The organism is Streptomyces sp. NPDC048481 (genome assembly GCF_043200075.1).
Taxonomy (GTDB): domain Bacteria; phylum Actinomycetota; class Actinomycetes; order Streptomycetales; family Streptomycetaceae; genus Streptomyces.
Map to the genome: position 1 here is coordinate 104517 of NZ_JBICXC010000009.1, position 14715 is coordinate 119231.

Here is a 14715-nt window from a genome sequence, read left to right on the forward strand (position 1 = left end):
GGGCGCTTCTCGCCGCCGGCGGCCGGGGCCCCGAAGCCATGAGGCTCCCGGGGCGGGGCCGCTCCTCGGGTGGGTCGCTCAGTCGCCGATGAGCGCGTCGACGAACGCCTCCGGCTCGAACGGCGCCAGGTCGTCCGCGCCCTCACCGAGCCCCACCAGCTTGACCGGGACGCCCAGCTCGCGCTGGACCGCGACCACGATGCCGCCCTTGGCCGTGCCGTCCAGCTTGGTCAGCACGATGCCGGTGATGTCCACGACCTCGGCGAAGACCCGGGCCTGGACGAGTCCGTTCTGCCCCGTGGTGGCGTCGAGGACGAGCAGCACCTCGTCCAGCGGGGCGTGCTTCTCGACGACCCGCTTGACCTTGCCGAGCTCGTCCATGAGGCCGGTCTTGGTGTGCAGCCGGCCGGCGGTGTCGATGAGGACGACGTCGACCCCCATCTCCTTGCCCTCCTTCACCGCGTCGAACGCGACGGAGGCGGGGTCGCCGGCCTCGGGCCCGCGCACGGTGTGGGCCCCGACGCGCTCGCCCCAGGTCTGGAGCTGGTCGGCGGCGGCGGCGCGGAAGGTGTCGGCCGCGCCCAGCACGACGGTGCGCCCGTCGGCGACGAGCACGCGCGCGAGCTTGCCGGTGGTGGTGGTCTTGCCGGTGCCGTTGACCCCGACGACCATCACGATCCCCGGCTTGCGGTCCGCGGGCTCGGTCTTCACCGTGCGGTCGAAGTCCGTGCCGACCAGCTTGAGGAGTTCGTCGCGCAGCAGGGCGCGCAGTTCCTCCGGGGTGCGGGTGCCGAGCACCCGCACGCGCTCGCGCAGCCGCTCGACCAGTTCCTGGGTGGGCTGCACGCCGACGTCGGCGGTGAGCAGGGTGTCCTCGATCTCCTCCCAGGTGTCCTCGTCGAGGTGCTCGCGCGACAGCAGCGTGAGCAGCCCCTTGCCGAGGGCGTTCTGCGAACGGGAGAGCCGGGCGCGCAGGCGGACCAGACGGCCCTCCGTCGGCTCCGGGATCTCGAGCTCGGGGACCTCGGGAGCGGGCGGCTCCTCGACGGCGGTGCCGGTCGCGCCGCCACCGGGGAGGTCCACCTCCTCGATCGTGCGGCGCGGTTCGTCGCGCGGCGTCTCGGCCTCGTCGCCGACGTGCGGCTCGGTCGGCGGGGCGGTGATGTCGGGCGTGGTGGGGGGCGGCGGGGGCAGCGACTTCTGCCGTCGACTGCCGACGACGAGCCCGCCGAGCACCGCTAGCACGACCACGGCGATGACTACAGCAAGGATGACGGTTTCCATAACGCACCCAGTATGCGTGACCCCTCCACACCAGCACGGTCGGCTCCACGCCGGAACACCGACACACCGAACGGTGCCGCGGACCCGGGGCAGGGGGCGGGGCGCGGCCCGGCGGCGAGGGCGGGGGCGGCACGGGATGGGCGGGGGCGAGAACGCGAGGCTCGGGCACAGGCAGGACGGGGCGCGAGGCCGGGCGGGGGTGCGGCGGCGCGGCGGGGCCTCGCGCGACGGCAGCGCGGGGCCGACGTGATCCGCGCGCAGGACGGGAGCGCTGCGCCGGGCAGCTGCGGCACACGCGCGCGGGACGAGATCGAGTCGCGGCACACGGGCCCGACGTGATGCGCGCACAGGGCGGCGCCCAGGCACGTCAGTCGGGCGGACGCCATGGCCTGCCCCGCGACCGCAGCACGCGGGCCGACGTGATCCGCGCGCAAGGCGGGAGCGCGGCGCGAGGCGGCAGGGCCGCCAGGGCCCGCGCGCGCAAGGCGACACCGAGCCACGCCGGCCCGGCGGCCGCCGAACCCCGCCCCGCGACCGCAGCACGCGGGCCGGCGTGGCCCGCGCGCAGGGTGGGAGGACCGCGCGAGCGGAATCGTCCACGCGCGGGGCGACACCGCGGCGCGAGGCCACGATGGGACAGCCCGTCAGCCCGGGGGTGGCCGCCGTGGTGCGCCCCGTGTCCGCTGCCGTGGGTCGGCGGTCGCTGAGGTGGTCGTGGGCGGTGCTGGTGTCACGGTCAGCGCGGGGGTTCGCGGGGATGGCTATCTGACGTTGCGTCAGTTACCTTCCCTCGCATCCGCCTAAGGGGGTCGCCATGCCCGTCACCGTGGTCCGGTTCAACCTCGTCGCGCCCGGCGCGACCCCCGCCGAGCTGGGCGCCCGTTACCGGGCCGCGCTGGAGATGGCCGCGTACGCGGACGGGCACGGGGTCACTACCGTGCAGACCGAGGAGCACCACGGCGTCGAGAACAACTGGCTGCCGTCCCCGTTCACGTTCGCGGGCGCGGTGCTGGGGGCGACCCGGCGGCTGGCCGTGACCGTCTCCGCCGTCATCGGCCCGCTGCACGACCCGCTGCGGCTCGCCGAGGACATCGCGGTGCTCGACCTGCTGAGCGGGGGCCGGCTGGTGACCGTGGCCGGGATCGGCTACCGGCCCGAGGAGTACGCGCGCGCGGGCGTCGAGTGGAAGCGCCGGGGCCGGCTCCAGGACGAGCTGCTGGAGACCGTGTTGCGCGCGTGGACCGGCGAGGAGTTCGAGTACCGCGGCCGCACCGTACGGGTCACCCCGCGTCCGGGGACCGCGCCGCACCCGCTGCTGCTGGTCGGCGGCTCCTCGCGGGCCGCCGCCCGCCGCGCCGCCCGGCTGGGCCTGCCCTTCTTCCCCAGCGCGCATCTGCCGGAGCTGGAGGCGTACTACAAGGAGCGGCTGGTGGAGTACGGGACGGAGGGCTGGACGATGATGCCCGCCGCCGAGACGCCGCTGCTGCACGTGGCCGAGGACCCGGACCGGGCCTGGGCGCACTACGGCGGGCACTTCCTGCACGAGGCCCGGACGTACGCCTCGTGGCAGTCCGGGGACATCCGCTCGGCGGTGCGCTCGGGCGCGCTCACGGTCGAGGAGCTGCGCGACGAGGGCGTGTACCGGATCCTCACGCCGGACGCGTGCGTGGCACAGGGGCTCGACAACCTCGTCCTGCATCCGCTGGCGGGCGGGATGCCGGTGGAGGAGGCCTGGCGGAGCCTGCGGCTGTTCTGCGAACGCGTGCTGCCCCGGCTCGGGGGGTGAGCCGGGGCGGCACGCGTCACGGGTGTCGAGGAGCGGGCAGCGGGGACTTGGCCCGGCTCCTCGAGCTCGGGGGATCGCGGGCCTCGTCACGAGGCCCGGTCGGGATCCGTGGTTCAGCCCATCTCCTCCAGCGCCTTGCCCTTCGTCTCCTTGACGAACTTGAGGACGAACGGGATGGAGAGCGCGGCGAAGACGGTGTAGATCACGTAGGTGCCGGACAGGTTCCAGTCGGCCAGCGACGGGAAGCTCGCGGTGATGGCCCAGTTGGCGATCCACTGCGCGGAGGCGGCGACGCCGAGGGCGGCGGCGCGGATCCGGTTGGGGAACATCTCGCCGAGGAAGACCCAGACGACCACACCCCACGACAGGGCGAAGAAGAGGACGAACACGTGGGCGGCGATCAGGGCGATCCAGCCCTGGGTGGCCGGGAGCTTGCCGTCGACGAGGTCGAAGGAGAACGCCCAGGCCTCCAGCGCGAGGCCGACGACCATGCCGACCGAGCCGATGAGGGCGAGCGGCCTGCGGCCGACCCGGTCCACGAAGATCATGGCGATGACGGTGCCGATGATGTTGATGATCGACGTCGTGAAGGAGTAGAAGAACGACTCCGTCGGGTCGACGCCGACCGACTGCCACAGCGTCGAGGAGTAGTAGAAGGCGACGTTGATGCCGACGAACTGCTGGAAGACCGACAGGCCGATGCCGATCCAGACGATCGGCTTGAAGAAGAAGGAGCCGCCGAGCAGGTCCTTGAAGGTGGACTTGTGCTCGCTCTTCATCGCGTGCTCGATCTCGGCGACGCGGGCGTCCAGGTCGATCTTGTCGCCCTCGACCTCTTCCAGGATGTCGCGGGCCCGCTCACGCCTGCCGACGGAGATCAGGAAGCGCGGGGACTCGGGGATGGCGAAGGAGAGCAGCCCGTACAGGACGGCCGGGACGACCATCACGCCGAGCATGACCTGCCAGGCCTCCAGGCCCATGAGCTTGCCGCGCTGGTCGCCGCCGGCGGCGTTGAGCAGACCCCAGTTGACCAGCTGCGAGATCGCGATGCCGATGACGATGGCGGCCTGCTGGAAGGAGCCGAGCCGGCCGCGGTAGGCGGGCGGGGCGACCTCGGCGATGTAGGCGGGGCCGATCACGGAGGCCATGCCGATGGCGAAGCCGCCGACGACCCGCCACAGGGCGAAGTCCCACAGCGCGAAGGGCAGGGCCGAGCCGACGGCGCTGACCGTGAACAGGACGGCGGCGATCTGCATGACCCGGATGCGGCCGATGCGGTCGGCCATGCGGCCGGCGGTCGCGGCGCCGACGGCGCAGCCGATCAGGGCGATGGCGATGACCTGTGCGAGGGCGGCGGAGCCCACGTCGTAGCGGTCGCGGATGGCCTCGACGGCGCCGTTGATCACGGAACTGTCGTAGCCGAACAGGAAGCCGCCCATCGCGGCCGCCGCGGCGATGAAGATGACATGCCCGAGATGATCGGGGTGAGCCGTCCCGGCTCCTGACTTGGGTGCCTGCGCTGTGCTGGTCACGTGAACTCCTCGGGCCACCGGCAACGCCGCCGGCGTGGTCAGCCCTCCAGGTAGGTGGCACCTGAAGGTAAATCCAACGTTCCTGACCTTATGCCTTCAAGTTTCAAATTCAAACGTGGCAGGTTGTGAGAACCCAGACAAGATCGAGGGCAGACGTGTTCACTTATTGAAGGCAACGCGCATCGCGGCCTGCGCCCCGGAACCGGGCGGCCCGGTCGTCAGCGCAGCCGCTGACTGATCACCTTGGACACGCCGTCGCCCTGCATGGACACGCCGTAGAGCGCGTCGGCGACCTCCATCGTGCGCTTCTGGTGGGTGATGACGATCAGCTGCGAGGCCTCCTGAAGCTCCTGCATGATCCGGATCAGCCGCTGAAGGTTGGTGTCGTCGAGAGCCGCCTCGACCTCGTCCATGACGTAGAACGGGCTCGGGCGGGCCTTGAAGATCGACACCAGCATCGCGACGGCGGTCAGCGAACGCTCGCCGCCCGAGAGCAGGCTCAGCCGCTTGACCTTCTTGCCGGGAGGCCGCGCCTCGACGTCGACGCCCGTGGTGAGCATGTTGTCGGGGTCGGTCAGGACCAGCCGTCCCTCACCGCCCGGGAACAGCCGGCCGAACACGCCCTCGAACTCGCGGGCGGTGTCGCGGAACGCCTCGGTGAAGACCTGCTCCACCCGCTCGTCGACCTCCCTGACCACCTGAAGCAGGTCGGTGCGGGTCTTCTTGAGGTCCTCCAGCTGCTCGCTGAGGAACTGGTGGCGCTCCTCCAGCGCGGAGAACTCCTCCAGGGCCAGCGGGTTGACCTTGCCGAGCTGCTGATAGGCGCGCTCGGCGGCCCTGAGCCGCTTCTCCTGCTCCGCGCGGTCGAACGCCCTCGGCCGGTTGCGCGGGTGTTCCGGGTCCTCCGGCAGCTCCTCGCCCTCGGCGGGGGGCGAGGGCGGCACCGGCAGCTGCGGACCGTACTCCGACACGAGTCCCGCCGGTTCGACACCGAACTCCTCCAAAGCCTTGGTCTCCAGCTGCTCGATCCGCAGCCGCTTCTCCGCTCCGAGTACCTCGCCCCGGTGAACCGAATCCGTCAACTTGTCGAGTTCCGCCTTGAGATCACGCCCAGCGGTGCGGGCGGCGGCCAGCTCCTGCTCCCGGCGCGCCTTCGCCGCGTCGGCCGCTACGCGCTCCTCCTGCGCCCGCCCGAGGGACACCTCGACATGGGCGAGCAGCTGCCGGGCGCCGGAGGCCACGGCCTGCGCGACGGCCGCCTCGTGCCGCAGCCGCGCCCGCCGCTGCTCGGCACGCGCGCGTGCCTCGCGTTCGGTGCGCGCGGCCCGGTCCAGCGAATCGGCCCGCCCGGCCAGCCCCTTGACCCGCTCCTCGTGGGTGCGCACCTGAAGCCGCGCCTCCATCTCGGTCTGCCGGGCGTTCGCCCCGTCCGCGGCGAGCCGGTCGCGCACGGAGGTGTCGGGCTCCTCCTCGACCGGCATCTCCTCGGCCACGGCCAGCCGTTCGGCCAGCTCCTCGGCCTCCTCGACGGCCCGGTCCAGCGCGTCCTGGGCCCGCGCCGCCGCCGCCGCGGACCGCTCGGCCTCGCCCGCCGCGCCCCGCGCCTGGCCCGCGAGCCGCCCGAGCTGCTGCGCCACGGCCGACTTCTCCCGGTCGGCGGCCCGCCGCCGCTCCCCCAGCTCCTCGACGAGGGCGGCACACTGCGCGCGCCGCTCCCCGGCCGCGCTCTGCGCCCGCGCCAGGTGCTCGCACCGCACCGCCAGTTCCTCCAGCTCGACGTCGGCCTCGTCGACCGACGCCTGCACCTCCAGCAGACTGGGCGCCCCGGCCGACCCGCCGTGCGCGAAGTGCGCCCCCAGCAGATCGCCCTCGGCGGTGACGGCGACGAGGTCGGGGCGGCCGTAGACGAGGTCCTCGGCGTCCTCCAGGGTGCCGACGACGACGATCCCGCGCAGCAGCCGGCGCACGGCGGGCATCAGCTCGGCGGGGCCCCGCACGAGATCGGAGGCAAAGGGCGGACCGTCGCCGCGCCGTTCCCCGGGCGGCTCGTCGGCGGCGCCGCTCAGCAGCAGCGCGGCCCGGCCGGCGTCCTGCTTGCGCAGCAGGCGGATCGCGTCGGCCGCCGACGCCGGCGTCGCCACGGCCACCGCGTCCGCGGCCGCCCCGAAAGCGGCCGCGAGGGCGACCTCGTGTCCCGGGGTCACCGTGAGGAGTTCGGCGGCGGGACCGAGCAGGCCGCTCAGCCGGTCGCGCGCGTCCAGCAGCACGCCGGTGCCGTCCTTGCGGCGCAGCCCGAGCGCGAGGGCGTCGCGGCGGGCCCGGGTCGCGGCGCGGCTGCGCTCGGCGGCCGTGGTCGCCTCGCGGGCCTCGGCGAGGGCGGCCTCCGCCTCGGCGAGCCGCAGCCTGGCCGTCTCGTGCCGCTCCCCCAGTTCGTGGTCGTCGGCGTCGAGGCCGTCGACCTCGGCCTTCAGCGTCTCGTACTCCTCCTGCGCGGCGGCGGCGCGCTCCTGTGCCTCGTCGCGGGCGGCGGCCAGCCGGTCGATCTCGGCCTGGGCGGACGCGGCGCGCGAGCGGGCGGCGTTGACCTGCCCGTTCAGACGGGCCAGCCCTTCCCGCCGGTCGGCGATCGCGCGGGCCACGTCCTTCAGCCGGCGTTCCTCCCCGGCGAGTTCCCGCTCCAGGTCGGCGCGGTGGGCGACGGTGTCGTCCAGGGCGTGCCGGGCGGCTTCGAGAGCCGCCTCCAGCTCGGCCTCCTGCTCGCGGACGCGGGCGGCCTCGCGTTCCATGTCCTCGGGGTCGCGGCCGCGCCGCTCCTCGGGGGGCGCCGAGGTGGCGCTCTTGATCCGCGCGTCGGCGAGCGAGACCGTGCCGCGGACGCGCTCGGCGAGCTGGGACAGCTCGTACCAGGTCTGCTGGGCGCGCTGGAGCCGGGGCGTGAGGCGGCGGACCTCGTCCTCCAGGAGGGACTCGCGCTGAAGCGCCTTGCGCAGCTCCTGTTCGGCGGCGTCCTTGCGCTCCTTGAGGGCGGCCTCGTCGGCGATCTCGCCGCGCAGGGCCTCGCGCAGCGTGACGAGGTCGTCGGCGAGGAGGCGCAGCCGGGCGTCGCGCAGGTCGGCCTGGATGACGGCGGCCCGGCGGGCGACGGCCGCCTGGCGGCCGAGGGGCTTGAGCTGGCGCCGCAGTTCGTCGGTGAGGTCCTGCACGCGCGCGAGGTTGGCCTGCATCGCGTCCAGCTTGCGCAGCGCCTTCTCCTTGCGCTTGCGGTGCTTGAGGACGCCCGCGGCCTCCTCGATGAAGGCGCGGCGGCCCATCGGATCGGCGTGCAGGACGGAGTCGAGCTGGCCCTGGCCGACGATGACGTGCATCTCGCGGCCGATGCCGGAGTCGGACAGCAGGTCCTGGATGTCGAGCAGGCGGCAGGTGTCGCCGTTGATCTGGTACTCGCTGCCGCCGTTGCGGAACATGATCCGCGTGATGGTGACCTCGGCGTACTCGATGGGCAGCGCCCCGTCGGAGTTGTCGATGGTCAGCGACACCTCGGCGCGGCCCAGCGGGGGGCGGCCGGTGGTGCCGGCGAAGATGACGTCCTCCATCTTGCCGCCGCGCAGGGACTTGGCGCCCTGTTCCCCCATGACCCAGCTGAGCGCGTCGACCACATTGGACTTGCCCGAGCCGTTCGGACCCACGACGCAGGTGATGCCCGGTTCGAACCGGAGTGTGGTCGCCGAGGCGAACGACTTGAATCCCCGGAGGGTCAGGGCCTTGAGGTGCACGGCGCTGGACTCTACCTTCCGGCCCTGTCTCACTCCATGAACGCGCGGTTTCACCGGTGAACACGCAGGGCACACCAGACGTCAAGAGAGTGAAAGGGTGCGTGGGGGAAGCGTCGGCGGGGGCCACGGGGACGGCGGGAAAGAAAGAAGGGACGCCGAGGAGGCGTCCCTTGCAAACTCTGACAACTTAGCGGTCCGACGCGGTTGGTGTGTGCCGCCCGACCACTGCGATGCCGTTGTGCAGCGGTGCAGCGATCAGGTGAGCGCAGGCTCCGCCTGGCGTGCGTCGATGCTCTCCAGAAGCGATTCGTGAGAAGCGGCAGCCGTCAGCGCGTCGTTCTCGGCCTGGATCCGTCCGAGCTCGGATTCCAGATCCTGTACACGCTGCTGGAGCCGTCGCATCTCGGCGAGGAGTCGCGGGTCGGAGCCGCCGACGTAACCGAGAAGCGCCTTTGCCATGATGGATGGTCCTCCACAATGAGTGACCGACCGAAGCGGTGTGGGTCGTGAGGGATTCGCACCCGCGATGCCTGGCGGGATCTTGTTCTTGCTGCCGTTGATCCATGCCGGACAGCGGAGGTGCGCGGGGTGCTTTCAGCGTCTCACCAAAAAGTTTGACGGTCAACACGATCACGCCCCGTATTGGCGGGCGACCCGGTGGCATGCGGCCGTCACGGCGGCGCTGCGGCTCCTGCGGGGCCCTGGAGGCGTGGCGATCATCCTTGCGTGCGGAGCCTGCCACTGCAAGCGATTCTTGGCAACCACCTGCCACTTTCCTCTTCGGGCAGCTGCCGGTGGCACATCCGCCCGTTTCCGGAGCGCCGGACCGCTTCCCCCGATCAGCGGATGGCGAAGCCGTCGTAGCCCCCGCGCGGTGTGTCCCATATCTCGGTGACGCCGTCCACGCGCCCGGGCGTGTCGTCACCGAGGAGCCAGTCGAGCAGTCCCTCGCAGCCCTTCCGTCCGCCCTCTGCCACGACCTGGACCCGGCCGTCGGCCAAATTGAGAGCAAAACCACTCAGGCCGCCGATCTCCAGGGCCTTGGCCCGCGTGAACCAGCGGAATCCCACGCCCTGGACGTTTCCGCGCACCCAGGCGACCAGCCGTACATCCTCGCTCATGGGTGCAACCTAACCGGGCAAAGTCACTCGGGACACTTCCTCCCCGGGCGCCATGCGGTACCGTCCCCACCCAATGATTCTCATATGAAACTCACTCCATCGGGTGAGTCCGGTCGACCAGGGGAAGCAGGAGGCGCGCGACGCCCCGACCCCCGGCCGACCCTGGGGAAACACCGCTTGGACGAGGAAGGCAAGGACATGGGACGCCACCGACGCTCCGCCGCCGGCCGCGCCGCCACGAGCCGCGCCACGGGGGTCGCACAGACGCACGGCTCGCTCACGGACGGTCACACCCCGCAGGGCCGGTACGGCGCCGACCGCCCCACCATGGGCATCGCCCCGTACCTGAACCCCGAGGCCTACGCCGACTCCGTGGCCCGCAGCCAGGAGTACCTGTTCGCGATGGACGACGAGCACGGACGCGCCGACACCGCCGTCTTCGCGTCCGGCGGGTTCGCTCCCGGCGGCAGGCCCCCGGGCCGGGAGGGTTCGGGCCGCCGCCGCAAGAAGCGCGTCGTCACCCCGGTGAAGACGGGGCTGCTCGGCGTGTCCGCGGCGGTCGCCCTGGGCACCGTCGCGGTGGCCACGGGCGTGGTGCCGGGCCTGGACAGCTACCGGCTCGGCGGCGGCAGCGGCCCCGCCGACAAGGTGCAGGCGGCGGGCTCGCCGACCAACTCGGCCGCCGAGCAGGGCGGCACGTCGGGCTCCGCCGAGTCCGGCCGCGGCCCCGCGTCGACCAGCCGTGACGCCGGCCGGGCCGCCTCGCCCTCCGCCTCCTCGGCCGCCCCGTCCGCGTCCGCCTCCGCGCCCTCGGCTTCGGCCTCGCCCTCGCCGAGCAAGACGGCGGCCGAGAAGCCGCAGGTCACGCCGTCGAAGCCGACCCGGAAGCCGCAGAGCACGCCGTCCAGCTCGAAGCCGTCGGCCAAGGCGCCGCAGCGGGCCGAGACGCCGATCACCGTCTCCGCCGAGGCCCAGGCCGCGGCCGAGGTGCTGAGCCTGGTCAACGAGGAGCGGGCCAAGGTCGGCTGCGTCCCTCTCTCAGCGAACAGCGCCCTGTCGGACCTCGCCGAGAACTTCAGCGACGACATGGCCGCGCGCGGCTTCTTCGACCACACCGACCCGGACGGGGCGAGCCCCTGGGACCGGGCGGCCAAGGCCGGCATATCCGACCTCGGCGGCGAGAACATAGCCCGCGGCCAGTCCGACGCCGCCGCGGTCATGGCGGCCTGGATGAACAGCCCCGGCCACAAGGCGAACATCCTGAACTGCGACTTCAAGACCCTCGGCGTCGGCGTCCACTTCGGCTCGGGCGGTCCCTGGTGGACGCAGGACTTCGGCTACTGAGGGCCGTCGCCCGGCCCTGAGCGCAGAAACGATCAAGCAGCCCGGTTGCCGCCGGCCAGGAAGACCGCGGCCGTCTCGGCGACCCTGCGCCCCAGGTGCTCCGCCGTCGCGAGGTCGGCCTTGTGCACGCCGTCCGGGCCCTCGTCGACGTTGGTCTGGGCGGCCGCGCCGAGGAACACGCCCAGGCGGTTGAGGTCGTTCTCGGAGCCGGTGGAGCTGTTCCAGCCGGGCAGCAGGCCGAGGCTGACCCAGTGCATGCCGAGCTGCGCGGCCAGGATCTGGAAGAACTGCAGCGTGTGCAGCTTGTCGCCGCTCTTGGAGCCCGAGTTGGTGAACCCGGCGGCCAGCTTGTCCTTCCAGGCCTGGGTGGCCCAGCGCGCGGAGGTCGCCTCACCGAAGGCGTGGAAGGCGCCGGACGCGGTGCCCATGTAGGTGGGCGAGCCGAAGACGATCGCGTCCGAGCCGTCGAGCAGGGACCACTGCTCCTCGGTGATCTCGTCGACCTTGATCAGGTGCACCTCGGCGCCGGCGTCCAGGGCGCCGGCGCGCACGGCCTCGGCGAGGACGGCGGTGTGGCCGTAGCCGGAGTGGTAGGCGATGGAGACGACGGGCGAGGCGGGGACGACGGGGGCGGTGCCGACGGCCGTGGTGACAGGGGCGGACATGCTCACTCCTCATGAACAGAGCCGTTGGGCAGCTCAGGGACAGTGAGTGAAGGAAAGCACTAACTTTTCGTTAGTGCAACCTGCCGGTTAGCGCTGCCTTGGAGTACGCTCGTGTCATGACCACCACCCGGACGAACGAGGAGGACCAGGCCCTCCCGTTCAACGTGTTCGCCAGGGCCTGCCCCTCGCGCGGCACGCTGGAGCACATCACCGGCCGCTGGGGCGGGCTCACGCTCGGCGCGCTGTACGAGGGCTCACTGCGGTTCAACGAGCTGCGCCGCCGGGTCGACGGCGTGAGCGAGAAGATGCTGTCGCAGACACTGCACGCCCTGGAGCGCGACGGGCTGGTGCACCGCGAGGCGCAGCCCACCAACCCGCCCCGCGTGGACTACGAACTGACCCCGCTCGGGCGTGAGGTGGCCGAACGCCTGCTCAGCCTGATCCATCACCTCGAAGGGCGGATGGACGACGTCCTCGCGGCCCGCGAGCGTTACGACGGTATGCGCGGCGGCGTCTGACACTTCGGGCAGAAGTAGCTGGACCGGTTCATCCACGGGCGCCGGCGCATGGGCGTGCCGCAGCGCTTGCAGGGCAGGCCCTCGCGCCCGTAGGCGTCCAGCGACCGGTCGAAGTAGCCGGATTCGCCGTTGACGTTGACGTAGAGGCTGTCGAAGCTGGTGCCACCGACGGCGAGCGCCGCGTTCATCACGTCCCGGACGTGGCCCAGGAGTTCACGCGTGCGCGGGCGGGCGAGGTTCCCGGTCGGGCGGTCGTAGTGCAGACGGGACCGCCACAGCGCCTCGTCCGCGTAGATGTTGCCGACTCCGCTGATCAGCGACTGGTCGAGCAGGGCCCGCTTGATCGTGGTGCGCTTGCGCCGCAGGGCCTGGTGGAAGGCCTCGTCGTCGAACAGCGGGTCGAGGGGGTCGCGGGCGATGTGCGCGATGACGTCCGGCAGTCCGTCGGGGGTGACGTCGTGCAGGGACAGCCCGCCGAAGGTGCGCTGGTCCACGAAGCGCAGTTCGGTGTCCACGTCGTCGGCGAAGCGGACCCGGACGCGCAGGTGTTTCTCGTCAGGGGCCGCGTGCGGCTGCACCAGGAGCTGGCCGCTCATCCCGAGGTGGGCCAGGACCGCGAGGCGGGTGTCCTCCAGCGGCAGCCACAGGTACTTGCCGCGGCGGCTGGGCGTGCCGACGCGATGCCCCTCGACGCGGTGCGCGAAGTCGTCGGCGCCGGCGAGGTGCCGGCGCACGGCGCGCGGATGCAGCACCTCGGCGCCGGCGACCGTGCGATGGGCGACCCACCGCTCCAGACCGCGCCGGACGACTTCGACCTCGGGCAACTCGGGCATGGGATCCCCCGTACGGAACGCCCGCCTCCCTGCAGGGGGCGGGCGTTCGTCTCGTACTGCTGGTGCTGCTGATGTTGCTGGGTACTGCTGGTGCCGGCACCGCGGTGCTGCTGTGTCGCTGCCGCGGTGCTCGTCAGGCGGAGGCGGACTCGGGGTCCGGCGTGCTGCCGTCGGCGACCGGGACGGCCTGGGCCGTCTGCTCCGCCTTGGCGCGCTCGTCCGCCGCGGCCCGGATGGACCGCCATGCGGACTCGGCGGCCTGCTGCTCCGCCTCCTTCTTGCTGCGGCCGGTGCCGGTGCCGTACGAGACGCCTCCGACGCGGGCGGCAGCAGTGAAGGTCTTCTCGTGGTCGGGGCCGGTCTCCGTGACCAGGTACTCGGGGACGCCGAGCCCTTCGGTCGCGGTGAGCTCCTGGAGGCTGGTCTTCCAGTCCAGGCCGGCGCCGAGGTTCGAGGACTTCTCGATCAGCGGATCGAACAGGCGGTGCACCAGTTCGGAGGCCGCTTCGAGGCCCTGGTCGAGATAGACCGCGCCGATCACCGCTTCCAGGGTGTCGGCGAGGATGGACGCCTTGTCCCGGCCGCCCGTGCCCTCTTCGCCCCGGCCGAGCCGGATGAAGGAGCCCAGGTCGAGGCCACGGCCGACCTCCGCCAGCGCGCGCGAGTTGACCACCGCGGCCCGAAGCTTGGCCAGTTGGCCTTCGGGCAGGTCGGGGTGGGTGCGGTACAGCGTGTCCGTGACGACGAGGCCGAGCACGGAGTCCCCGAGGAACTCCAGCCGCTCGTTCGTCGGCAGACCGCCGTTCTCGTACGCGTAGGAACGGTGGGTCAGCGCACGCACCAGAAGGGCGGACTCGAGCTGATAGCCGAGCCGCCCTTCCAGAAGCGTGTGGGACGAGGCTGTGGTGTCCGCCTTTTTCTTGGCGGTCGTGTCCGCCTTGGCGTCAGACATGAAGCCTCTCACCAGCCGCTCAGACCTCGAGGACCTGGCGCTTGTTGTAGGTGCCGCAAGACGGGCACGCGATGTGCTGCAGCTTGGGCTCGTGGCAGCGCTCGCACGCAACCAGGGTGGGGACCGCAGCCTTCCACTGCGACCGGCGGTGGCGCGTGTTGCTGCGCGACATCTTCCGCTTCGGAACAGCCACGGCTACTTCTCCTGCTTCTCGTCGGCGGGCGCTGATCGAGGCACGCCGCCGCTCATCTCGTCCTTCTCGCCGTCTTCGAGTGAACCGGCGAGTCCCTGCAGTGCCGCCCAACGGATGTCGGTGGCGTCATGGTGGTGTCCCGGGTCGTCCGCCAGCCGGGCTCCGCACTGGGAGCACAGGCCGGGGCAGTCGTCCTGGCACACCGGCTGCATCGGCAGTGCGAGCACCACCGCATCACGCAGCACGGGTTCGAGGTCGAACAGGCCGTCCTCGAGAAAGAGCCTGTCCTCGTCTTCCTCGGCGTCGTCGGCCGGCTCCGCTTTCACACGGCCCCGGTCGTCGGCGTCAGGGTACGAGAACATCTCCTGGAACTCCGCTTCGAGATCGAGCTCGAGCGGCTCCAGACACCTTACGCACTCCCCCTCGGCCTGTGCACGGGCGGTGCCTGTGACGAGCACCCCTTCCATGACCGACTCGAGTCGGAGCGCGAGCTCCACCGGGGCGCCTTCCGGCACCCCGATCACTCCCTGGATCCCGAGATCCCTGGGAGCGTCGATCTCACGGGTCAGGCGCTGCAGCGCGCCAGGACGCCGCCCCAGCTCGTGTGTGTCGAACACAAGAGGGTTGCGGTGGTCGAGGCGGGCGTTCAGAGCCATTCCTGCTTTCGATCTTCGAACTCGGGACGCCGCCCCCGGTGTAAACGGGCGGCATCGA

13 protein-coding genes are annotated in these 14715 nt (G+C 72.1%); 3 read left to right on the plus strand and 10 right to left on the minus strand.

All coding sequences use genetic code 11. From position 1 onward, the window contains the following. Positions 1-78: 78 nt before the first annotated feature. Positions 79-1284 (minus strand): signal recognition particle-docking protein FtsY, encoded by a 1206-nt coding sequence (gene ftsY / locus ACGFSH_RS25335; protein ID WP_329414034.1) that lies wholly within the window; start codon positions 1282-1284, stop codon positions 79-81. Between the two features lie 814 nt (positions 1285-2098). Between ftsY and ACGFSH_RS25340 the strand changes: the two genes are divergently transcribed. Further along, positions 2099-3070 carry an LLM class flavin-dependent oxidoreductase gene (locus ACGFSH_RS25340; RefSeq protein WP_393352495.1) on the plus strand — a complete coding sequence of 324 codons (972 nt, stop codon included), beginning with the start codon at positions 2099-2101 and terminating at the stop codon, positions 3068-3070. Between the two features lie 113 nt (positions 3071-3183). Here the strand turns inward: ACGFSH_RS25340 and ACGFSH_RS25345 are convergent, their stop codons facing one another. The 4 genes from ACGFSH_RS25345 to ACGFSH_RS25360 form a co-directional block, all read right to left on the minus strand. Next, positions 3184-4602, minus strand: a complete 1419-nt coding sequence (locus ACGFSH_RS25345; RefSeq protein WP_393352498.1) for a sugar porter family MFS transporter — start codon at positions 4600-4602, stop codon at positions 3184-3186. Between the two features lie 218 nt (positions 4603-4820). Next, positions 4821-8375: a chromosome segregation protein SMC gene (gene smc, locus ACGFSH_RS25350; protein WP_393352500.1), complete on the minus strand. Its 3555-nt coding sequence runs from the start codon at positions 8373-8375 to the stop codon at positions 4821-4823. 255 nt (positions 8376-8630) lie between these two features. Further along, positions 8631-8834 carry a hypothetical protein gene (locus tag ACGFSH_RS25355; RefSeq protein ID WP_020128723.1) on the minus strand — a complete coding sequence of 68 codons (204 nt, stop codon included), beginning with the start codon at positions 8832-8834 and terminating at the stop codon, positions 8631-8633. A gap of 380 nt (positions 8835-9214) precedes the next feature. Continuing rightward, positions 9215-9496 (minus strand): acylphosphatase, encoded by a 282-nt coding sequence (locus ACGFSH_RS25360; RefSeq protein WP_393352502.1) that lies wholly within the window; start codon positions 9494-9496, stop codon positions 9215-9217. A 198-nt stretch (positions 9497-9694) separates the two neighbouring features. Between ACGFSH_RS25360 and ACGFSH_RS25365 the strand changes: the two genes are divergently transcribed. Then, positions 9695-10840, plus strand: a complete 1146-nt coding sequence (locus ACGFSH_RS25365; RefSeq protein ID WP_393352504.1) for a CAP domain-containing protein — start codon at positions 9695-9697, stop codon at positions 10838-10840. Positions 10841-10872: 32 nt separating this feature from the next. Here the strand turns inward: ACGFSH_RS25365 and ACGFSH_RS25370 are convergent, their stop codons facing one another. After that, a complete protein-coding gene (locus ACGFSH_RS25370) occupies positions 10873-11505 on the minus strand; it encodes a flavodoxin family protein (protein ID WP_393352506.1) in 633 nt (210 codons plus the stop codon). A gap of 116 nt (positions 11506-11621) precedes the next feature. Here ACGFSH_RS25370 and ACGFSH_RS25375 point away from each other — a divergent pair, with 116 nt between their 5' ends. Further along, positions 11622-12023 (plus strand): winged helix-turn-helix transcriptional regulator, encoded by a 402-nt coding sequence (locus ACGFSH_RS25375; protein WP_393352508.1) that lies wholly within the window; start codon positions 11622-11624, stop codon positions 12021-12023. Here the strand turns inward: ACGFSH_RS25375 and mutM are convergent. The 4 genes from mutM to ACGFSH_RS25395 all read right to left on the minus strand — a co-directional run bounded on the left by mutM (position 11996) and on the right by ACGFSH_RS25395 (position 14657). Further along, the gene (gene mutM, locus ACGFSH_RS25380; protein WP_393352509.1) at positions 11996-12856 is read right to left on the minus strand and encodes a bifunctional DNA-formamidopyrimidine glycosylase/DNA-(apurinic or apyrimidinic site) lyase; all 861 of its coding nucleotides are present in this window, start codon (positions 12854-12856) and stop codon (positions 11996-11998) included. The genes ACGFSH_RS25375 and mutM overlap by 28 nt on opposite strands. Before the next feature lie 133 nt (positions 12857-12989). Beyond that, positions 12990-13808, minus strand: coding sequence for a ribonuclease III (rnc, locus tag ACGFSH_RS25385; protein WP_329414009.1), 819 nt, complete (start codon positions 13806-13808; stop codon positions 12990-12992). Between the two features lie 19 nt (positions 13809-13827). After that, a complete protein-coding gene (rpmF, locus tag ACGFSH_RS25390; protein WP_007493396.1) occupies positions 13828-14001 on the minus strand; it encodes a 50S ribosomal protein L32 in 174 nt (57 codons plus the stop codon). Positions 14002-14003: 2 nt separating this feature from the next. Further along, positions 14004-14657 (minus strand): YceD family protein, encoded by a 654-nt coding sequence (locus ACGFSH_RS25395; RefSeq protein WP_329414007.1) that lies wholly within the window; start codon positions 14655-14657, stop codon positions 14004-14006. Positions 14658-14715: the final 58 nt, after the last annotated feature.